Below are 22613 nucleotides of genomic sequence, written 5' to 3' on the forward strand. Positions count from 1 at the left end.
AAAAAAGGACTATAAATTATAGTCCTGGTGATAATAATCTTGATATTGATTCCTTTATTCTAACGATTCTACTTCTCTTATTATACTTTTCAAGTGTTAATACAGATGATTTTTCAATATCTTTCAAAAACTGTTCGCTAAGTAGTTTATTTGTATTTTGATCATAGAATACTAGATTAGCTTCAAAATTTAGTGAAAAACTTCTAATATCAAAATTAGCTGTTCCAACTGTACATATATCATCATCTTTTATAACTTGCTTAGAATGTAAAAAACCGTTTTCATATTGATATACCTTGATGTTATCTTCTAATAGCTGTCCTACATGACTGAGTGTTGCCCAATAAACAAAGATGTGATCAGGTTTATTTGGTATCATTATTCTAACATCAACACCTGATAAAGCAGCTATCCTTATCGCCTCAAATATAGAATCATCTGGTATAAAGTATGGACTTTGTATCCAAAGTCTAGTTTTTGCAGTACTTATCATTTTTAGATAAACGTTCTTTATGTTTTCAAACATTGAGTCTGGTCCTGACGTTACAAGCTGCATACTGTTTAAAGTCTTCTCATCATGGTCTTTATAATATTCTCCGTCAGCTTTAATTCCAGTTGCAAATCTATAATCAAAGTTAAACCTTCTTAAATACTCTTCAACTATATCCCCTGTTAGCCTAAAATGAGTATCTCTCCAGAAACCAAATTTTTTACTTTTGCTTATATATTCATTGCCAACGTTAAAACCGCCACTATATGCGATTTTACCATCTATTATAACTATCTTTCTATGATTTCTATAGTTAAATCTTGTTGTAAATTTAGAGAAGAACAATGGAAAGAATGAGTCAATCTGTCCTCCAAGCTTCTTAAATTCTCTAAAATACTTCTTTCTAATGCTTCTTGATCCAACAGCATCAACTAAGATTCTAACTTCTACCCCTTCTTTAAGCTTTTGATTTAGAAGATTGATAAACTTTCTTCCTAATTTATCTGTCTTAAAAATGTAATATTCTATATAAATATACTCTTGAGCCTTAATTACGTCTTCGAATAAATCTTTAAATTTATCTTTTCCATCGAAATAAAATTTTACATCATTATAATCAGTAAAAGTAGCATCGCATGTTGATAGGCACAAATTTATAAGCTCTTTTTGATCTGAATTTAAATCCTCAGACTTTGTAAGCGCAAAAAATTTCTTTTGATTTTCAACAATTCTTTTCTCTTTCTGATCAAGCATCATCTTTTCGTCAAAAGTTTTTCTCTTTCTATAATTAAGTCCAAAGAACATATAAAGTATAAAGCCAACAAATTGCAAGTATAGTAGTATCATTAACCACAACCAAGTTGACTTTATATTCTTTCTTTCCTTAAAAACTATGAACAAGCCTAAAAGCAAGTTTAATATATAACCTATTAAAACATGTTTTGATATATCCAATGTAATTTCTCCTATTTCTTGTTATTCTTTGATTTATATCTCTTATTTGTATCCAAAATTTTCTTTCTTATTCTTATAGACTTTGGTGTTACTTCAATAAGTTCGTCATCTTCAATAAATTCAAGTGCTTCTTCAAGTGATAGTATTCTTGGAGGGCTAAGTCTGATTGCATCATCTGAGCCTGCAGCTCTTGTATTTGTCATTTGTTTTTTCTTAGTAACGTTAACTTCTATATCAAGGCCCTTTGGATTTTCTCCAACTACCATGCCTTCATAAACTTCAGTTTGTGGTCCAATGAATAGTATGCCTCTTCCTTGAGCTATATTTAGTCCATAGCTTGATGCTACACCAGTTTCAAAAGCAATAAGTGAGCCAGTTGTTCTTGTAGGTATCTCTCCCTTGTATGGCTCATATCCCAAAAAGATTGAGTTAATAATGCCTTCACCGTGTGTATCAGTCATAAACTCGCTTCTATATCCAATTAAGCCTCTTGCAGGCATTTTAAATATAAGTCTTGAGTAACCAGCTGAGTTTTCTTTCATCTCTTGTAATTCAGCTTTTCTTCTTGATAATTTATCTATAACTGCTCCAACAAATTCTTCAGATACGTCTACAGTAACTTTTTCCATTGGCTCAAGTTTTTTGCCGTTCTCATCAGTTTTAAATAATACTTGTGGTTTTGATAATTGAAGCTCATATTCTTCTCTTCTCATTGTTTCAACTAAAACTGATAAGTGAAGCTCCCCTCTTCCTGATACCTTAAATGCATCAGTCGAATCAGTTTCTTCAACTCTTAAAGATACATTTGATTGTAATTCTTTTTCAAGTCTTGCTTTTATTTGTCTTGATGTTACGTATTTACCTTCTCTTCCTGCAAATGGTGAATCATTTACTATGAAGTTCATAGAGATGGTTGGCTCAGAGATTTTAACAAAGTCAAGAGCTTCTGGACATTCAGGATCAGCTATAGTGTCGCCTATAGATATGTCTTCAATACCAGTAACGGCAACTATTGCCCCGCCCTTTTGCTCATTTGTTTCAACCTTATCAAGACCAATGAACTCATATAATTTACCTATCTTAACTTTTCTTTTCATTTCTGGATGAAGCTTATTAACTAAGACAGCCTCAGCACCGTTTTTAATAGTACCTCTTTCAATTTTACCTATACCGATTCTACCTACATAGTCATTGTAATCGATAGTAGATATAAGTAATTGTAGTGGCTCTTCTTCATTGGATTCAGGAGCTGGTATATGCTCAATAATTGCATCGAATAAATCATCCATATTATCTTTTTCTATAGTAACTTGATTTGTAGCATACCCTTTTTTAGCTGATGCAAAGATAAATGGTGCTTCAAGTGCTTCGTCTTCAGCGCCTAATTCTATAAATAAATCTAAAACCTCATCAACAACTTCAACTGGTCTAGCTTCTGGTCTATCTATTTTGTTTATACAAACTATAACAGGTAAATTAAGTTCGAATGCCTTCTTTAATACAAATTTTGTTTGTGGCATAGGTCCTTCAAAAGCATCAACAACTAAAACAACACCATTAACCATCTTTAAAACTCTCTCTACTTCTCCTCCGAAGTCAGCATGGCCTGGTGTATCTATGATATTTATCTTTTTACCGTTATGTATAACGGCTGTATTTTTTGAAAGTATAGTAATTCCACGCTCTTTTTCAAGGTCGCCAGAGTCCATAACTCTGTCTTGTACAACTTGATTTTCTCTAAATGTACCTGATTGTCTAAGCATTTGGTCGACTAGGGTTGTTTTGCCATGGTCAACGTGAGCTATGATTGCTATATTTCTTAAATCTTCTCTTAACATATTATTCCTCCTAAACACTACCTTTTATTATAATACTTTTTTATAATAATTACAAGTATTTTAGCTCCTATGATCAAGAAAGCTTGAAAAAATAGTGCACTTTATTCCATGGTCGAGTCTAGCCACTTTATCCGTCAAAGCCTCAACTATCTTAAGACCTCTTCCTCCAAGATTACAAACTTCTTTGTTTGAACAAATACTTAAAGTGCCAGCGCCCTCATCCTCTACTCTTAATTTGATAGTCTCATTATCTATTGATATGTATAGTTTAACCTTCTTGTCCTTGCTGTATTGATTGCCATGTGAGGCAGAATTTAACAAAAGTTCATTAAGAACAAGCCTAATGTTAAAAATCATTTCATTAGGCAGATATTCATATAGATTTTCTACTATCCTATCAACAAATACTTCAACACTCTCAATGTTTGAAGATACCGTTCCATAAAATTTATACATTATATCATTCCTCTACTAGTCTATTTATACCCGCTAAAATAAATTAATAACATATTGTTAGAAATAATATCTTTTGGGTATAAATATCTCGAAAGGAAGGAGGTAGCATTATGGACAAATACGAATGCGATGCATGCGGTTACGTTTATGATCCTGAAGTTGGTGATCCAGACGGAGGTATAGCTCCAGGAACAGCTTTCGAAGACATCCCTGATGATTGGGTATGCCCAGTTTGCGGTGTTGGTAAAGACATGTTTACTAAAATGTAACTAAAATTTAAAAGCTGAAACGATTCGGTTTTTATCAATATGTACCTAGTACATAAAAAGGTCAGGCATTATTGCTTGACCTTTTTGCGTAATAAATAAAGACGATCAATACGATCGCCTTAATTATTAGATTATTTCCTCAAATTTATTTAAAACTTCTTTTACTCCCCTTTTATCTTGTGAGGAGAATGGTATTAAGCTATCCTTTTCAAGATTAATTAAAGATTTCTTAATAATGCTAATTTGTTTTAATATCTGTGATGATTTTAGTTTATCAAGCTTATTAGCAATGATGAGATAGTCAGTACCTGTTGATTGAATATAATCATACATCATCAAATCTAATTTTGTTGGCTCATGCCTAACATCAATTATTTGACAGATTAAAGCAATATTTTGTGACTTAACAAGGTACTCTTCGATAATTTTCTTCCACTTTTCTCTTTCGCTCATCGATATCTTAGCATAACCATATCCGGGAAGGTCAACAATTCTAAACATATTATCAATATTATAAAAGTTTATTGTTCTAGTCTTTCCTGGTGAAGATGATGTATATGCAAGTTTTTTTCTGTTCGTAAGTGCATTTATAAATGAGCTCTTTCCAACATTACTTCTGCCAACTAAAACGATTTCTTTAAGTCCATCTTTTGGATAACTTTTCTCATCAACAGCCATCCTCTCTAGGAATGGTTCATTAATCTTAAGCATCTTTATCACCATCTATAAATATAATTTTACTAAGCTCTTTAAAATTATTAACGTAGTGTACATTTAGGCTTTCTTTAATATTTTTTGGAAGTTTTTCAAAGTCCTTTTTATTTTCCATTGGAAGTATAAGATCTTTGATCTTCATTCTCTTTGCTGCAAGAGCTTTTTCTTTTAAACCGCCAATTGCAAGAACGTTTCCTAAAAGTGTAATTTCGCCTGTCATGGCAAAATATCTGTTTATCTTTTGATCTGTAAGTGCAGATAATATCGCTGTAGTTATTGTTATACCAGCGCTTGGTCCATCCTTTGGTATGGCTCCTTCTGGTACGTGGACATGTATATCAAAGTCTTTAAACTTTTTCTTATCAATATTATAATATTCGTAATTCGCCTTTAAGTAGCTAATAGCTAATTGACAAGATTCTTGCATAACTTTTCCTAGATTACCAGTTATATTTAATTTGCCATCGCCTGGCATTAATTGCGCCTCTACATTTATTGTATCTCCGCCTACTCTAGTCCAAGCAAGACCCACAGCTTTACCAACACTATCCTTTTTATCAACTAAGTTATATTCAAATATTGGTCCTTCTAATAATTTATCAACAGTTTTTACATCAACTTTTTTGATTAAATCATCTTCCATATATTTTTTATAAACTAATTTTCTTATTATAGATTGAACTTTTCTTTCAAGCTCTCTCACACCAGACTCTCTTGTGTAATTATCGATAAGTCTATAAAGTGCTTCATCTTCAAATTTTATTGCATCTTTATTTAGTCCAGCATTTTCTAAAGATTTTGGTACTAGATATTTTTTAGCTATATTAAGTTTTTCTTCGTCAGTATAGCCTTCTATCCTTATAATTTCAAGTCTATCTAGTAAGGCTTCTGGTATAGTATCTAATGAATTTGCTGTTGTAATGAATAAAACTTCTGATAAGTCATAAGGAAGCTCTAAGTATCTATCAGTAAAATCACTATTTTGCGAGCTGTCAAGCACTTCTAGTAAGGCGCTTGATGGATCTCCTCTAAAGTCTTGGCCAATCTTATCAATTTCATCAAATAAAAATACTGGGTTCTTTGACTTAGCCTTCTTCATTAAAGAAATTATTCTTCCTGGCATAGATCCAACATAAGTTCTCATATGTCCTCTTATATCCGCTTCATCTTTAATACCGCCAAGTGACATTCTTACAAAATTTCTATTCGTAGCATTTGCAATTGAATTAGCAATAGAAGTCTTTCCTACTCCTGGAGGACCAACAAAACATATAATTGATCCCTTTATAGCCTTCTTATTATTAAGTATTGCAAGATACTCAAGTATCCTGTCCTTAACATCTTTTAAGCCATAGTGATCTCTGTCAAGGATTTCCTTAGCTAGTTTTAAATCTTTTGTATCCTTAGTTCTAGTGTTCCAAGGAAGATCCTTAATTAGCTCAATATATTGAAGTGTTGAAGGATAATCGGGCGATGTAAGTGGTGTTTGCTCGAGCTTTTCTATCTCCTTGAAAGCCTTTTCCTCAACTTCTTTTGGAGCTTTTAGCTTTTTGATATCGTTTCTATAAACATCGAAAATATTTTTAGCTCCTGATTTATCAGCATTTAGTTCATTTTTAATAATTTTTAATTGTTCATGAAGGATGTAATCTTTTTGATTTTTGTCCATAGCATCTTTAGTTTTATCTTGCAGTGTTTTTAATACTTCTATAGTAACTATGGATTTATTTATAGTATCAATAACTATCTTAGTTCTTTCTTTTTTATCGTTAGCATTGATATATTCTTGAGTAATTTTTTTGTCAATATCAAGTCTTGAGAATATACTATCCAAAAATACATTATAATCTACAGTATTTGGCTCTATCCTGTCTTTACTTGATTGATTCTCCATAATCAAGGCATTTAACTTGTCAAGAGCACTTTTAACAACTCCAGAATATGTAATATTTTCAGGATTGTCAAATGAATAGTCATTCTCATCATTTAATTTAATAAGATGACCATAAACAATGCCATCGCTCTTAAAAACATCACTTAAATAAACCTTAGAAAGAGTTCTGAAGTTCATCTTCATATATTTATTATTTGGAACTATGGATTCAATCTCAGCAAGTACGCCAATTTCGTAGACAGACTTAGTACTAGATATAGTCTTTCTGTTTGCTTTTAGTTGATAAACAGCAAAGATGCCATTAGTCTTAGACGCTTTAGCAATAGAATTTACCAAGTCTTCATTATCTAAATTTACACTGTAAAAGTTATTACTAACTAGATTTAAGTTCTCTATAGAGACTATGGGAGCCTTGATTCCATCTTCTCCATAGTCATCATCAAATGAAAAATTATCGATTATTTCTTCATAATTATCCATATCTTTCTCCTTTAATAAAAGGCCGAAACAATTATGTCCGGCCTTATTAAGCTTCAAATAAGCAGTCTGCTTTATCTATGAAACAATTTTTTCTTCTTTTCCTTTATCCTCGTTTGGATAAGTTAATTTTTTCTTTCCATCTATAATAGAAGCATCAATTTTTAAAGTTCCATTGTACTTTTTAGATGGAAGTTCATACATTATATCAAGCATTACTTTTTCGATAATGCTCCTTAGTCCTCTTGCACCAGTCTTCATTTCAATAGCTTTTTGAGCTATCCTTCTAACTGCATCGTCAGTGAATTCAAGTTCAGCGCCGTCCATCCTTATAAGCTCTTGATATTGCTTGATAAGAGCGTTCTTTGGCTCCCTAAGTATCTTAACCAAATCATCTTCTTTGAGCTCATTAAGTGAGACAGTTACAGGAAGTCTACCAATAAGCTCTGGAATTAGACCAAATTTCATTAAATCTTCGCTTTCAACATGTTTTAAAGCTTCAGATTTTTGTTTTGATTTGTCAAAAATTTCTGATCCAAAACCGTAAGATTTTTTATTGGTTCTCTTGGCAATGATATCGTCAAGACCTTGGAAGGCTCCTCCAACTATAAAAAGTATATTGCTTGTATCAACTTGAATAAACTCTTCTTGAGGATGCTTTCTTCCGCCTTGTGGTGGAACATTGGCAATAGTTCCTTCTAAAATTTTTAGAAGTGCTTGTTGAACGCCTTCACCACTAACATCTCTTGTAATGGAAACGTTTTCACTCTTCTTAGCAATCTTATCAATCTCATCAACATAGATAATGCCTCTTTCAGCTCTATCTATATCATAATTTGCGTTTTGAATAAGCTTAAGTATGATGTTTTCGACATCTTCTCCAACGTATCCTGCTTCAGTAAGAGTAGTTGCATCGCATATAGCGAATGGAACGTTAAGTATTCTTGCTAATGTCTCAGCAAGAAGTGTTTTACCGCTTCCTGTTGGACCAAGTAGTAATATATTACTTTTCTTTATCTCTACATCTTTATCTACAGTATCCTTTGTAATTCTCTTGTAATGGTTATAAACAGCAACGGATAAAGTCTTCTTAGCGTCATCTTGTCCGATAACATAATCATCCAAAGACTTTTTTATCTCCATTGGTGTTGGTAAAACCATATCTTCAAAATCAAAAGTATCTTCATTTAATAAGTGATCTTCTTCCAAAATATCCATGCAAACGTTTATACATTCATCACAGATATATACATTTGGTCCAGAAATTAATCTTTTGACTTCATTTTGAGTCTTACCACAAAAGGAACATCTTATTTCATCATATTTAGACATCTATTAATGTTTCTCCATAACTTTATCTATTAGACCGTATTTAACTGCTTCTTCAGCATTTAAGTAATAGTCTCTGTCAGTATCTCTGTTGATAATATCAATATCTTGACCAGTTTTTTCTGACAAAATCTTATTAATTCTCTTTCTTATTTCAAGAATCTTTTCAGCTTGAATACGAATATCTTCAGCTTGTCCTTGTGTTCCACCAAGTGGCTGATGAATCATAATATCTGCGTTTGGTAAGGCATATCTCTTGCCTTTAGCGCCTGCTGCTAATAAGAATGCACCCATAGATGCTGCTAAGCCAACGCATATAGTTGATACATCGGGTTTTATATATTGCATTGTATCATATATGGCAAATCCAGCTGATACTGAGCCTCCTGGTGAATTTATATAGATTTGTATATCTTTATCAGGGTCTTCTGCTTCAAGGAATAATAGCTGAGCAACTATAAGGTCAGCCATCTCATTGTGTATTTCGCCTGACAAGAAAATAATTCTTTCTTTTAAAAGCCTTGAGTAGATATCATATGACCTTTCTCCTCTGGAACTTTGTTCTACAACCATAGGAATTAATGCCATTTTATCACCTCATTAAATAAATTTTACTTTTTTCTTTATATCGTCTATTGATTTTGAGTTTAATATGCCTCTATCTAAAAATTCTAAAGAGCCTTCGCTCATTGATTTTTTAAATTCTTCTTTATCTTCAGCTTTGTACATTTCTGCTAATTTATCCAATTCTTTGTCATAATCTCTCTTAGTGGCTTTTATCTTATTGTCTTTTGCGTATTTTTCAAGTATTAAACCAAGTTTAACTCTCTTTTCAGCTGGCTCTTTGAATGTATCTTTAATCTCGTCATCTGTTTTGCCAGTATATTTCTTGTAATCATCGTAGTTAAGTCCTTGAGCTTGTAATCTGTATTGGAAATTTCTAAGCTCATTTTCAACTTCATCTTCAATCATTCTGTTTGGAACGTCAAATTTTGTTTCTTCGATAACTTTATCTAGAACCTTGTTTTCTCTTTGAGTATCAACCATTTCATTGAATTGAGCTTTTAATTTCTTTCTAAGGTCAGCTTTGAATTCTTTTAATGTATCAAATTCAGAAACGTCTGAAGCAAAGTTATCATCAAGTTCAGGTAATTCTTTAACCTTGATTTCATTTATCTTGCAAATAAACTTAGCGTCTTTGCCTTTTAAATCTTCAGCATGATATTCTTCAGGGAATTTAACATTTACATCAAATTCTTCGCCTATAGCTCTATCAATTAATTGATCTTCAAATCCTGGAATAAATGAGTTAGAACCAATTTCTAGTTCGTAATCCTTAGCTTCTCCGCCTTGGAATGCTTCATTATTAACATATCCTTTGAAATCAAGCTTAACAATATCGTCTTTTTTAGTTTTTCTATCTTCAACAATAGTGTATCTAGCATTTTCATTTCTTAATCTTTCGATTTCATTTGTTACTACTTCTTTATCGAATTCTTCTTTAACGTCTTCAACTTCCATTTCTTCAAAGTTTGGTAATTCAAACTCAGGAACTACTTCTACTTCAAAAGTTAAATTGATTTTTTCATTTTCTTTAAAGTCTTTTACATCAACATCTGGTTGATCAACAACTTTTAAATCTAATTCTTCTAATGCCTTTGGATAGATGTCTTGAAGCATTATGTTTATAGCTTCATCATAAAATACTTGAACACCATAGTTTTGTTCAATAATCATCTTAGGCACTTTGCCTTTTCTAAATCCAGGAATATTGAATTTAGATCTCATCTTCTTATAAGCCTCGTCTATCTTAGGCTCAAATTCTTTCCAATCTACGTCTACATTGAAGTAAACTTTATTTTTTTCTTTTTTGTCAAAATTAACTTTCACTTAATTCACTCCTTAAAATTACTTATGTTGTTATTATATCACTAAAATCACTATAAGTAAATAAATATTTTACATAATACACAAGAAAAAGCCAAACGCGATTAAAGTTTGACTTTTAATTAAATTATTTACCAAAATCAACGCTTGGTGCGTTCTCTGCTCCTGCTTGAGCTTCAAATGTTTTAAATTTATCAAAGCCTAGCATCGATGCAAAGATATTGTTAGGGAAAGTCCTAACTGATTTATTAAACTCAGTTGCTTCATTATTAAAGTCACGTCTTGCAACTGCTATCCTATTTTCAGTTCCTGCTAATTCATCTTGTAAGCTTAAGAAATTTTCATTAGCTTTTAAATCTGGATAATTTTCTACAACTATGTTAATGTTTTTTGCAAGTTCTGTATCAAGTTTTTCATAATCTTCAGGTGTTTTTGCATCTGTGTATCCACTTCTAAGTTTAGCAATATTTTCAAGTGTTTCTTCTTCATGCTTTGCATAACCCTTTACTGTTTCAACTAAGTTTGGTATAAGGTCTGCTCTTCTTTGATATTGTGTTTGAACTTCTGCCCAAGTTTTGTTAACATCTTCTTGTTTTCTAACTAAGCCATTGTACTTAGATGCTACCAAACCACCTAATGCAATTACTATTCCTAGTATAATTAAAAGTGGTGAAAATCTACCTCTTCTTTGTCTTTTTTCTTCCATAATTATTCTCCTTTATCTAAATTTTACCAAGATCCAGATGCTCCGCCACCGCCAGATGATCCGCCGCCAAAGCTGCCACCACCTGATCCGCCGAAGCCACCAAATCCGCCTGAACCACCAGAGCCTCCGAAGAAGCCGCCGAATGGATCATCATCATCGAAAAATATATTTCTGCGTCCTCGTCTATACATTCTTCCTCTTCTGCCATGTAAGTATCTATATCTATTAAGTCTAGATGAGAGTATTAAAAAAATAAAAATTATTAGTATTATCATAGGTAGGCTTATTGAAAAATCATCTTCAAGTCCTAATTCATTAGGATCTATATCCTGAATCTTTACGTTATATTCTTCGCCAATGTAATAAATAATGCTATCAAAAGCATCTCTGATGCCCTTGTCATATTCTTTAGCTTGAAAATTTGGTCTAATTACATTTCTTATAATTCTTCCTGCTTTAGCATCATTAATCGCGCCTTCTAGTCCATAACCAACTTCTATCCTTATTTTTCTATCATTTAAACTAATTACAAGAAGTACTCCGTTGTTCTTTTTCTTATCACCTACACCCCATTCTCTAAAAACTTTATTAGAAAATGATTCTATGTCTTTGCCACCTAAGTCCTTAACAGTTAGTACAGCGACCTGGCTGCCATAATCTTTCATCTTTCTATTAGTTTCATTTATATAGCTAATAGTTTCCTGTGAAATAACATTCGCTTCGTCTAAGACAAAGCCATTGTCAGGTTTAGACATAGCTTTCGCATTGAAAACTCCTAAGAAAAGTATTTGAACTATAAATATTATTATAAATTTTTTAAGAAAGCTCTTTTTCATAAATACCTCCGTATATAAAATATACCCGAAACGTCTTGCTTTTAATCTAATTAAAGCTTTCCTTCTTTTTCAAATATTTCTTTCAAAAATTTTCCTGTGTAAGAATTTTTATTTTTAGCTACTTCAATTGGTGTTCCAGTGGCAACGATAGTTCCACCCATGTCTCCACCTTCAGGACCAAGGTCTATGATGTAGTCTGATTGCTTTATAACATCAAGATTATGTTCAATTACTAAAACCGAATTATTTTGATCAACAAGTGTATTTAATACCTTTATAAGTTTAGAAACGTCATGTGAGTGAAGTCCTGTAGTTGGTTCGTCAAGTATATATATAGTTCTACCAGTTGATTTTTTAGAAAGTTCTGTCGCAAGTTTAACTCTTTGTGCTTCACCGCCTGATAATTCTGTTGAGCTTTGACCTATCTTTATATATCCAAGGCCTACATCGTAAAGCGTTTGCAATTTTTTTGCTATACGCGGTTGATTTTCAAAAAACTTTAGTCCTTCCTCAACAGTCATATCAAGTACATCGGCTATAGTTTTATCTTTAAACTTAACTTCAAGCGTCTCTCTATTATATCTTTTACCTTTACATACCTCGCATGGCACATAAACATCGGGCAAAAAGTGCATTTCAACCTTAAGTATACCATCGCCTTTGCATGCCTCGCAGCGACCGCCCTTTACGTTAAAAGAAAATCTTCCCTTTTGGTAGCCTCTCATCTTTGCTTCTTGTGTCATGGCAAAGACATCTCTGATAAGATCAAAAGTGCCAGTATATGTCGCCGGATTTGATCTTGGCGTTCTGCCTATTGGGCTTTGGTCAATAACTACGACCTTATCAATATTTTCAATGCCTTCAACAGCTTTTCTCTTGCCAGGTTTGTATTTTGATTTATTAATCTTTTGTGCTAGTGATTTATAAATAATTTCATTAACAAGTGTTGATTTGCCCGAGCCAGAAACACCTGTTACTGTTACAAACTCGCTCAAAGGCACTTCTACATCTATGTTTTTAAGATTATTCTCACTTGCACCTATTACTTTCAAAACATTATCTTTATCAGTCTTTCTATACTCATCCTTTAGAGGAATTTTCTTTCTTCCGGATAAGTAATCACCTGTGATAGACTTTTTACATTTCATTACCTTATTGATATTGCCTTGAACAACAAGATGACCACCATGTATACCTGCTCCTGGACCAATATCTATGATTTCGTCACAATGGTGCATTATTTCTTCGTCATGCTCTACTACAAGTAAAGTATTGCCTGCATCAGTTAGCTCTCTAAGAGCTTGTATCAGCTTTAAATTGTCTCTTTGATGTAAACCTATGGATGGCTCATCTAAAACGTATATAACGCCAACTAGCGCTGAGCCTATCTGTGTAGCCAGTCTAATTCTCTGTGCCTCACCACCTGATAACGTTTTTGCCATTCTTGATAAATTTAAATAATCAAGTCCTACAGTTATTAAAAAAGATAATCTCTTTTTTATCTCGATTAATATTTGTTCAGCAATTTTTTCTTCTGTTTTATTTAGTTTTAAATTATTTATATAATCAAGCTCATCTTTTATACTTAATTGAGTAAATTCATAAATATTTAAATCGCCCACTCTAACAGCAAGCGCTTCCTTTTTAAGTCTTGCACCGTGACATTCAGGGCATTCAATCTCTTCTACGTACTCTTCAGTATTATCTCTAATTGCTTGAGACATAGAATTTGTAAGTCTATCCATCATCACGGATAAAACTCCTGGCCATTTTTTGTTAAATTCCTTAGAAGTCTTGGTAAATAACGAGTCATACTTAAATCTTACATTATAATCAGTACCATTTAGTATATCATCTATCATCTTCTTAGGTGCCTTAGTAAATGGCTCGTCCTCTTTAAAATCATATTTATCTAAAATAAATTTAAATATTTTATAATAATAAGTGCCCTTCTTTGAATTTTTAAATGGTTCTATAACCCCTTCTTCAAGTGAAAGTGAATAGTCTGGTATAACTAAGTCCTTGTCAATACTTCTAAAATATCCTAGACCGTTACATCTCTCGCACATACCAAAGGGACTGTTGAATGAAAATAATCTTGTAGATAGCTCATCGAATGATAAGCCGCAGTCAATACAAGCATACTTTGTTGAATAAGATTTTTCATATAAATCTAAATAATTTATCTTAACAAGTCCATTAGAATAATGTACTGCAGTCTCAAGCGAGCCTGTAAGTCTCGATAAAATACCATCTTTAATTACAAGTCTGTCTATAACTATGTCTATATCATGTTTCTTATTCTTGTCAATCTCAACTTTATCTGTAATATCATGCATTTCACCATCTAAGATATATCTAACAAAACCATCTTTTTGAATTTGCTCAAGAACTTTTTTGTGCTGACCCTTTTGTCCTCTAACGATTGGCGCTAAAACATAAATCTTTTGTCCTTCTTTATGGCTCATGATAATATCAGCAATTTGATCAATTGTTTGTGATGTAATTTTTTTGCCACAGCTTGGGCAATATATTTGGCCAATTCTAGCATATAAAAGTCTTAGGTAATCATAAACTTCTGTAACTGTTCCTACAGTTGATCTTGGATTGTTACTAGTAGTTTTTTGGTCTATTGATATAGATGGGCTAAGTCCGCTTATAAACTCAACATTTGGTTTTGTAGTATTACCTAAAAACATTCTAGCATAACTAGAAAGGCTCTCTACATATCTTCTTTGACCTTCAGCGTATATTGTATCAAAAGCAAGTGACGACTTACCTGAGCCAGAAAGTCCAGTTATAACCACAAATTTATTTCTTGGTATATCAATATCTAAGTTTTTTAAATTGTTTTCATTGGCACCTCTAATAACTATTTTATTCTCCAATGAATAGCTCCTCCTTCTTCAATTCTTCAATCATATCTCTATATTTAGCAGCTTCTTCAAAATTTAAATCCTTAGCCGCCTTATTCATCTTTGTCCTAAGTTTCTTTATCTTATCTTGAACTCCTTTAGCGCTGTAAGTATATTTTTCGCCCTCATCCATTGCCTTAGTTACTTCAATAACATCTCTAATGGATTTTTTAATAGTCATAGGCGTTATATTATTATCTTCATTGTATTTCATCTGTATCTTTCTTCTTCTAGATGTTTCATTAATAGCATTCTCCATAGACTTAGTTATAGTATCAGCGTACATAATAACTAATCCGTTTGAGTTTCTCGCAGTTCTTCCTGCAGTTTGAACTAAAGACGTTTCACTACGTAGGAAGCCTTCTTTGTCCGCGTCAAGTATAGCTACTAAAGATACTTCTGGCAAATCCAGTCCTTCTCTAAGAAGGTTTATTCCGACTAGGCAGTCAAATTTCTTTTCTCTAAGATCCTTTATAATCTGCATTCTGTCAATTGCTGTGACGTCTGAGTGCATATAAGTAACATTGATTCCTAATTGATCAAGATACTTAGTTAAGTCCTCAGCCATCTTCTTAGTAAGTGTTGTGATTAAAACTCTTTCATCTTTTTTAGCTCTAATTCTAATTTCTTTTATTAAATCATCAATTTGACCCTTAGTTGGCCTTACTTCTATAAGTGGATCAAGTAATCCAGTTGGCCTAATAACTTGTTCTACTGTATTTTTCGACCTCTCTAGCTCATATTGAGCAGGCGTTGCACTAACATATATAACCTGATTCATCATAGATTCAAACTCAGTGAATTTAAGAGGTCTATTGTCAAGTGCGCTCGGTAGTCTAAAACCATAATCAACTAGAGAAGTTTTTCTTGATCTGTCTCCCTCGTACATCGCTCTGATTTGTGGCACACTTACATGTGACTCATCTATAAAAGTTATAAAATCTTTTGGAAAATAGTCTATCAAGGTATATGGCCTTGATCCAGGCTGTCTTTGTGATAAGTGTCTTGAATAATTTTCTATACCTGAACAAAACCCAATTTCATTAAGCATTTCCAAATCATAATTAGTTCTCTCTTTTAGCCTTTGTTCCTCAACAAGCTTGCCATGCTCATGAAGCCACTTAAGTCTATCATCAAGCTCAAACTTAATGCTTTCAATAGCTTTTTTAACTTTATCATCTGTTGTCGCATAGTGAGACGCTGGGAATATTGATACATGCACTCTAGTACCTATAACCTCTCCAGTTAATGAATCTATTTCAAGAATTTTGTCAATCTCATCGCCAAAAAACTCAATTCTAAATGCATTAGTCTTTTCTGATGCTGGGAATATATCAAGTATATCTCCCCTAACTCTAAATGTACCTCTGATAAAATTTATGTCATTTCTAACGTATTGTATACTAATTAATTTTTTAATTACATCGTCTCTGGAAATTTGCATCTCAGGTCTGAGTGATACCATTAGTTTTTCGTAATCAATAGGGTCACCAAGACCATATATACATGAAACGGACGCAACAATGATTACATCTTTTCTTTCAAATAAAGCAGCTGTTGCAGAGTGTCTTAACTCATCTATATCATCATTGATCTGACTATCCTTAGCGATATAGGTATCAGTTGCCGCCACATAAGCCTCTGGTTGATAATAATCATAATAACTTATAAAAAATTCAACTGAGTTATCAGGAAAAAACTCTTTAAACTCACTGTATAACTGATATGCAAGAGTCTTATTATGTGCAATGACTAAAGCTGGTCTTTGTGTTTCTTTAATTATATTTGCCATAGTAAAAGTTTTGCCGGAGCCTGTTACGCCCAGCAAAACTTGATCCTTATATCCTTTTTTTATTCCATCAGCTAGTGACTCTATCGCTTTTGGCTGATCACCAGTAGGAATATATTCTGATTTTAGATTGAATTTCACTATATATCACCCTTGCTAATATCTATCTCATAAATTATCCTCTTTGTATAGTTCTTATCTATAACCTTAGTGCTCTTAAATAATTTCTTTAAATCATTTGTTAAATATAAATTTAAATTGTCCACGTTTTCAAAAATGACTTCCTCTTTAAGATTATTATCCAATTTGTGCAATATTAAATCATAAGACTCGTGATTTATATCTTTTTTTGCTAAAATATAGTCATCATTAATTTTTTTAATGTATGAATAATCACCGTTAATTATCATCTTGTAAAATCTTTCGCTTAAATTATAAGTATATAGGCTTATGCCTTCAACTTTATTGTCACTTCTATAAACAAAAGAATTATCATCAGCGTAATAATAATTTTCTACCTCGTCAATAAAGTCATAATCCTCAAAATCTTTAGTGATGTATAGCATTTGATTTACATCATACTTTGATAAATATACATAATAACCGTTGATGTACGAAGCTTTTATGATATTATCTTCAGCACTAAACAATTCTAGATAATTATCGTCATTAATATCAAAGTCATATAGCTTTGTTATATTTGCTTCAGCTTTGCTAATAAGTAATAAAGAGCTCTCGCTCTTAAAGCTTGCATCAATGACATTTACATCGTTTTTATATTCAATAAACTTATATTCATCTTTGCTAGCAAAATAAACCACACTACGTAAATCTGATGAAGTATCTTTATAATTTATAATTATGTCGTCGCTCTTATTATTTTTGTAAATAGATTTGATTGAACCATCAAAAGATAAAATTTTCTTAGATTTTTGTTTTTTAGTGCTATAGATATATATATTATTTGTTTCGTTAGATTTTTTGTTGTAATAAATCACCTTTTCTGTGTTAAGCGCGAAAATATTGCCATTGTCAATAAATTTTGATATGTCGTCTTCATTTATAGCTAATACTTTACCTTCATTGGCATCAAAATCTATTCTAATATTTTTTATTGGATGCTCATAATCACTCTTATCATAGACAAACTTATACTTTATTTGCCAAATAGGTTTATCCATATAAACTAATTCCGCTGAATCTGGTAGGTTCGTAATTAAATTATACTTTTGCTTAACAAAATTTATTGCATTATCCTTAGTGTATTTTATATCTATAGTTTTAATATTTTCTTTGTCAATAACAAAGTCATCCGCTTCAATGTCTTGTGGAAGCTTTTTAAGAAGTTTAATGCTTATATATGGTGCACAAACATTCTTAGAGCTTTTCTTGGAAGAAAGCGTAATATGAAACTTACCACTTTTATAAACCACAGAAGAAACCTCTATATCATCAGTTAAGCATGGCTTAATTACCATGCTTAATAATGAAGTATCGTTTTTATCAATTTCCACCCTGTCATTTTGCACATCAATTTCTTTTAAATAATTGATTTTTCTAAGTACAAAAGCAAGCTCTTTATTTTCACTTAATTCAATCTCTTCTCCTTCTTCTATAGGAGAATCAATGTCATCAAAGCCATAGCGCTTGTCGTTGTCCTTGATAAATAGTGGACCGTTTGAACAAGCGCTTAATAAAATTATTGAGATAAATATAATTAATAAAGATATATTTTTTCTCATCTAATTAATTTATATTTCTTCGTCTTCGCTAGACTCATCATCTGAGCCTAAGTCTATATCATTTAATAAGTCTCTTAATTTTCTTGCTTCAGCGTGTGTTAGGGATATGCCCTTTCCCATCCTGCTGTGATCTTCTTTCCAGTTTCTTATGTCAACCTTGCCGTCAGCACCGTTCCATGAAATAACATTCACTTCTTTAACCATGCCTCTACCATTGTTAGAAAATTCTCCTAATTGTTCTAGTATTTCGTATTCAAAATCTTTTGCCATTTTAACTCTCCTATTTATTTAATATTTCTATAGCTTTTTGTATTTGATTATCTTTTGCAAGATTATCTATAGATATAGTTTTTACTTCTTTATTTAATTCTACTTTAATATCTGGAGCTATACCCTTGCCATGTATATTAACTCCACTAGGTGTGTAATATGCACTTGTTGTTAGCTTTAAGCCTTCTCCATCCGGCATGTTGAAAACTGTTTGAACTATGCCTTTACCAAAAGTTTGTGTACCGATTATAGTAGCTCTCTTTCTGTCTTTAAGTGCCCCAGCAACTATTTCTGAAGCTGATGCAGAGCCTTTGTTGACAAGAACAACTATCTTGATATCATCTGCGCCCTTAGTTGCGTTTATTGTTTCCTTGTTGTTTTGCTTATCAAGTGTGTACATTATTAGTCCGCCATCAAGAAAAGTGTTAACTACTTGTGTTGATGTTGTTAATAGTCCTCCTGGATTGTTTCTTAAATCAAGTATAAGTTTTTTCATGCCTTGTTTTTTAAGCTCTTTGTATTGCTTGTCAAAATCATTATATGTTGGTGTATCAAAACCAGATATACTTATATAGCCAATATTATCTTTTAAAAGCTTTGATGAGACAGTTTGTACTTTTATTATTTCTCTAACTATTTCAAAATCAATAAATTTAGCTTTGCCATTCTCATCTCTTCTAAGTACTGTTATTTTAACCTTTTCACCAGGTTTACCTCTCATAATCTTAACAGCATCATCCATCTTATCAGCAGTAAAATCTTTTCCATTAATCTTTATAATCTTATCATCAGTTTTTAATCCTGCTCTATCTGCTGGAGTGCCTTTCATTGGAGCAACAACTGTGATTAAGTTGTCATCTATGGATCCACTTACGTATATGCCAAGTCCAGCAAACTCGCCATCAGTCTCTTCGTTGAATTTTTTGTATTCATCTTCAGTCATATAGTATGAGTATGGATCTTTTAAGCTGTTTACAGCTCCTTTTAGCATACCTATAAGAACGTCGTAATCATCAGCTTTCTTATAGTAGTTTTTATCTATCATACGCTTTACTTCATTTATTCTTTCTAATACGTATTCATCATTAATTTTTTTACTTGACTTCTCATTATCATCTTTTTTTGCAATAATCTTCTTATCAGCAAGTTTTTGGCTAGAATTACCAAGGTTATATGAAATAACATTGCTAGTTAAAAATAATGCTAAGACCAATATCGTTATTAGTATCTTTTTTAATTTCATTGTATCCTCCATTATCTAACCCAATTAATAGGGTTTGTGAAATTACCGTTCTTTCTTACTTCAAAGTGCAAGTGCGCTCCTGTTGAAAATCCAGTTGATCCAACTTTTGCTATCGCTTGACCCTTAGTAACTTTTGCTCCTTTGCTTTTTAAAAGTCTTGAGCAATGCGCATAACCTGTAACTATCTTTCCGCCGTGGTCAACTAAGATTAAGTTGCCATATCCGCCATACTTACCTGCAAAGATAACTGTACCGCTTGCTGCAGCAACAATATTTGTTCCAGTAGGTGCAGGTATATCTATACCCGAGTGTAATCTTCTTATATTAAGTATAGGATGTGTTCTATAGCCATAGCCAGAACTGATTCTTGTATAACCTGGTAGTGGCCATCCAAGTTTACCTCCTACAAATTTCTTAGTACTTGATTGAAGTTTAAGTATTTGTGCACTAAGATTTCTAGAATCTCTTTCTAATTTTGCAAGACTCTTCTTGGCTTTTTCTATATCATTTTTTAATATAGTAAATTGTTTTTCTTGTTCTATCTTTAATTTTGAAACTTCATCTTTTTGACTTGATAATTTATTTTTATTTTGAACTTGAGTCGTTTTTAGATTTTCTAATGTAGTTTTTATCTTGACAATGTTGTCAACTTCGCCTTCTATGCTCTCTATAAGCTTCTTATCCCTCTTAGCCATCTTTTGAACCATGTTTTTCTTGGACAAATAATCATCTAAAGATTTTGATGAAAGAAGTACTGTAACATAGTTATCGTCACTGTTCATATACATGCTTCTAAGTCTTTTTCTGAATAAAGAATCATTTTCTTTTAATCTTTCTTTAGCATCTTCAAGCTCAGAACTTTTTTGAGCTATCTTTTTGTCGGTATCAATTATGGCAGTATTAAGATTAACAATGCTAGTATTAAGTATTGATATATTGTTGCCAAATTTTAATATGGTGTTATATACGCTTGTAGACTCTTTTTGTTTTATATTAATCTCAGTTTTAGTATCTTTTATCTTCTTGTCAATATTTTTCTTTTTGTTCTTTAGCTTTCCTGCTGCAAAAACACTTTGAAAGCTTAGAACTATAATCAATAAAACAATAATAAATCTCTTTCTATTAAACAAAAAATCACCTATACTTTCAATAACTTCTTCAATGAACCAATGCTGCCAAGCATACCAATACCTACAGCTAATGTAATAAATATTATGCTGAAGTCATCTAATATACTATCCGGGCTTACAATTGCCTCGTTTAGTAGGCTGCTATTTGAAACTACAATGTATTCGTAGATGTATGAGTAGCCAAATTTCACTACCATTATAGCTAGTACAGCTGCAATAAGGCCAATCAATATACCTTCAAAAACATAAGGGCCTGTAATGTAGCTATTTGTAGCCCCAACATATTTCATTATCTCGATTTCTTTCTTTCTTGAACTAATTGATAATTTTATAGTATTTGATATTAAAAATATTGATATAAATATCAAAGCTACAATCAAACCAAAGCCACCTATTTGCATATACTTAGATATTTTAAGTAGATGAACTACTTCCTCAGATAAGAATCTTACATCCTCAACACCTGGTATGAGCTTTATATTAGCTGCAACATCGTTTGTCTTTTCTATATCTTCAACATTAACTTTAAAAGCATTTGGAAGTGGATTATCTTCTTTGTATTCCTCCAATAAATAGCTTTTGTTCTCCCATTGTTCAAACATACTTTCAAGGCCTTCATCTTTTGATATAAATTTTACGTTTTTTACCCCGTCTATATCCTTAATCTTGCCTTCAAGTTCCTTAATTCCCGCATCGTCAACGCCATCTAGTAAGAATACCTTAACTTCATTTATCTTTTCTTTAGTATCGCCAACAACTTTATTTACACTTAAAACTATTATTAATACAGTTGAAAGTATTAATAAAACCGACAATATTGATATTATCGATGCAAAAGCCATGCTAAAGTGTCTTGCTATCCCTTTAAAACCATCTTTTATAATATTTATCAATTCTCTAGATTTCACAGTAATACCCACCTTCATACATATCACTAACAACGCTTCCGTGGTTTAAAGTGATTACTCTTTTCTTCATCTCGTCAACTATGTTTTTAGCATGTGTTGCCATGACTATGGTTGTGCCTCTATTGTTAATGTCTTGCAATAGATTCATTATCTCCCATGCAGTATCTGAGTCAAGGTTACCTGTTGGTTCATCTGCGATGATGACATCAGGTTTATTAACCAAGGCTCTGGCAATGGCTGTTCTTTGACACTCTCCTCCAGATAACTGATGAGGATAAGATTTTGCTTTGTCACTTAAACCAACCATGCTTAGTATAATTGGCACACTTCTTCTAATCTCTCTAGGCTTCTTGCCAATGATTTCCATAGCAAAGGCTACGTTCTCATAAACAGTTTTATTAGGCAAAAGTCTAAAATCTTGAAAAACAACGCCTATATATCTTCTGATATAAGGTATCTTTCTATTGCTAACATCTGTAATATCTTCGTTATTTAAATATATCTTGCCGCTTGTGGGCCTAATCTCTTTTAATATTAATTTAGTTAAAGTTGACTTACCTGCTCCAGATGGTCCTATTAAAAATACAAACTCACCCGGTTTTATATGTAAGTTTATATCGTTTAGAGCAAGGACTTCGCCATACTTTTTACTAACGTTTTCTAATCTAATCAAAAAATAACACCTCTTGTCATTTATATTCATTTTGTGGTAAAATATACATATATATTATAATACAAAACAGATAAAAAATAAAGGGGGAATTTC

19 protein-coding genes are annotated in these 22613 nt (G+C 32.0%); 1 reads left to right on the forward strand and 18 read right to left on the reverse strand.

Features of this window, described 5'->3' with window-relative positions; all coding sequences use genetic code 11:
- Window positions 1-16 precede the first annotated feature (16 nt).
- Genes cls through AC2UOP_RS01770 form a run of 3 tightly spaced genes read right to left on the reverse strand, consistent with a single transcriptional unit; the run spans window position 17 to window position 3738 of the window.
- On the reverse strand, window positions 17-1444 hold the full coding sequence (gene cls, locus AC2UOP_RS01760; protein ID WP_106017794.1) for a cardiolipin synthase: 1428 nt from the start codon (window positions 1442-1444) through the stop codon (window positions 17-19).
- An 11-nt stretch (window positions 1445-1455) separates the two neighbouring features.
- On the reverse strand, window positions 1456-3282 hold the full coding sequence (gene typA, locus AC2UOP_RS01765; RefSeq protein ID WP_484832422.1) for a translational GTPase TypA: 1827 nt from the start codon (window positions 3280-3282) through the stop codon (window positions 1456-1458).
- 60 nt (window positions 3283-3342) lie between these two features.
- Window positions 3343-3738: an ATP-binding protein gene (locus tag AC2UOP_RS01770; protein WP_085840159.1), complete on the reverse strand. Its 396-nt coding sequence runs from the start codon at window positions 3736-3738 to the stop codon at window positions 3343-3345.
- A gap of 110 nt (window positions 3739-3848) precedes the next feature.
- On the opposite strand from AC2UOP_RS01770, the gene rd reads away from it, so the two are divergent.
- Window positions 3849-4007, forward strand: coding sequence for a rubredoxin (rd, locus tag AC2UOP_RS01775; RefSeq protein WP_249242100.1), 159 nt, complete (start codon window positions 3849-3851; stop codon window positions 4005-4007).
- A gap of 126 nt (window positions 4008-4133) precedes the next feature.
- Here rd and yihA read toward each other — a convergent pair whose 3' ends face one another.
- The 15 genes from yihA to ftsE all read right to left on the reverse strand — a co-directional run bounded on the left by yihA (window position 4134) and on the right by ftsE (window position 22520).
- Complete coding sequence (gene yihA, locus AC2UOP_RS01780; RefSeq protein WP_019213584.1) at window positions 4134-4718, reverse strand: ribosome biogenesis GTP-binding protein YihA/YsxC; 585 nt, start codon at window positions 4716-4718, stop codon at window positions 4134-4136.
- Complete coding sequence (lon, locus tag AC2UOP_RS01785; RefSeq protein WP_085840157.1) at window positions 4711-7095, reverse strand: endopeptidase La; 2385 nt, start codon at window positions 7093-7095, stop codon at window positions 4711-4713. The genes yihA and lon overlap by 8 nt, the downstream gene beginning before the upstream one ends.
- 75 nt (window positions 7096-7170) lie before the next feature.
- Complete coding sequence (clpX, locus tag AC2UOP_RS01790; protein ID WP_085840156.1) at window positions 7171-8424, reverse strand: ATP-dependent Clp protease ATP-binding subunit ClpX; 1254 nt, start codon at window positions 8422-8424, stop codon at window positions 7171-7173.
- 3 nt (window positions 8425-8427) lie between these two features.
- The gene (gene clpP / locus AC2UOP_RS01795) at window positions 8428-9009 is read right to left on the reverse strand and encodes an ATP-dependent Clp endopeptidase proteolytic subunit ClpP (RefSeq protein WP_019213587.1); all 582 of its coding nucleotides are present in this window, start codon (window positions 9007-9009) and stop codon (window positions 8428-8430) included.
- Between the two features lie 12 nt (window positions 9010-9021).
- The gene (tig, locus tag AC2UOP_RS01800) at window positions 9022-10311 is read right to left on the reverse strand and encodes a trigger factor (RefSeq protein ID WP_484832423.1); all 1290 of its coding nucleotides are present in this window, start codon (window positions 10309-10311) and stop codon (window positions 9022-9024) included.
- A 124-nt stretch (window positions 10312-10435) separates the two neighbouring features.
- A complete protein-coding gene (locus AC2UOP_RS01805; RefSeq protein ID WP_019213589.1) occupies window positions 10436-11014 on the reverse strand; it encodes a LemA family protein in 579 nt (192 codons plus the stop codon).
- Window positions 11015-11037: 23 nt separating this feature from the next.
- Window positions 11038-11850 (reverse strand): TPM domain-containing protein, encoded by an 813-nt coding sequence (locus tag AC2UOP_RS01810; RefSeq protein ID WP_019213590.1) that lies wholly within the window; start codon window positions 11848-11850, stop codon window positions 11038-11040.
- Window positions 11851-11900: 50 nt separating this feature from the next.
- Entirely contained in the window at window positions 11901-14738 is a 2838-nt protein-coding gene (gene uvrA / locus AC2UOP_RS01815) for an excinuclease ABC subunit UvrA (protein WP_484832424.1), read from the reverse strand.
- Window positions 14728-16695, reverse strand: a complete 1968-nt coding sequence (uvrB, locus tag AC2UOP_RS01820) for an excinuclease ABC subunit UvrB (protein ID WP_484832425.1) — start codon at window positions 16693-16695, stop codon at window positions 14728-14730. The genes uvrA and uvrB overlap by 11 nt, the downstream gene beginning before the upstream one ends.
- Window positions 16695-18296 carry a hypothetical protein gene (locus AC2UOP_RS01825; RefSeq protein ID WP_484832426.1) on the reverse strand — a complete coding sequence of 534 codons (1602 nt, stop codon included), beginning with the start codon at window positions 18294-18296 and terminating at the stop codon, window positions 16695-16697. The genes uvrB and AC2UOP_RS01825 overlap by 1 nt, the downstream gene beginning before the upstream one ends.
- A 9-nt stretch (window positions 18297-18305) precedes the next feature.
- Window positions 18306-18566: a YdbC family protein gene (locus AC2UOP_RS01830; protein ID WP_019213594.1), complete on the reverse strand. Its 261-nt coding sequence runs from the start codon at window positions 18564-18566 to the stop codon at window positions 18306-18308.
- A gap of 10 nt (window positions 18567-18576) precedes the next feature.
- Complete coding sequence (locus AC2UOP_RS01835) at window positions 18577-19809, reverse strand: S41 family peptidase (protein WP_480020441.1); 1233 nt, start codon at window positions 19807-19809, stop codon at window positions 18577-18579.
- Window positions 19810-19820: 11 nt separating this feature from the next.
- Window positions 19821-20939 carry a murein hydrolase activator EnvC family protein gene (locus AC2UOP_RS01840; RefSeq protein WP_480020442.1) on the reverse strand — a complete coding sequence of 373 codons (1119 nt, stop codon included), beginning with the start codon at window positions 20937-20939 and terminating at the stop codon, window positions 19821-19823.
- An 8-nt stretch (window positions 20940-20947) separates the two neighbouring features.
- The gene (gene ftsX, locus AC2UOP_RS01845; protein WP_484832427.1) at window positions 20948-21847 is read right to left on the reverse strand and encodes a permease-like cell division protein FtsX; all 900 of its coding nucleotides are present in this window, start codon (window positions 21845-21847) and stop codon (window positions 20948-20950) included.
- Complete coding sequence (gene ftsE, locus AC2UOP_RS01850) at window positions 21837-22520, reverse strand: cell division ATP-binding protein FtsE (protein WP_070599874.1); 684 nt, start codon at window positions 22518-22520, stop codon at window positions 21837-21839. The genes ftsX and ftsE overlap by 11 nt, the downstream gene beginning before the upstream one ends.
- Window positions 22521-22613 lie beyond the last annotated feature (93 nt).

The organism is Fenollaria sp. (genome assembly GCF_057222035.1).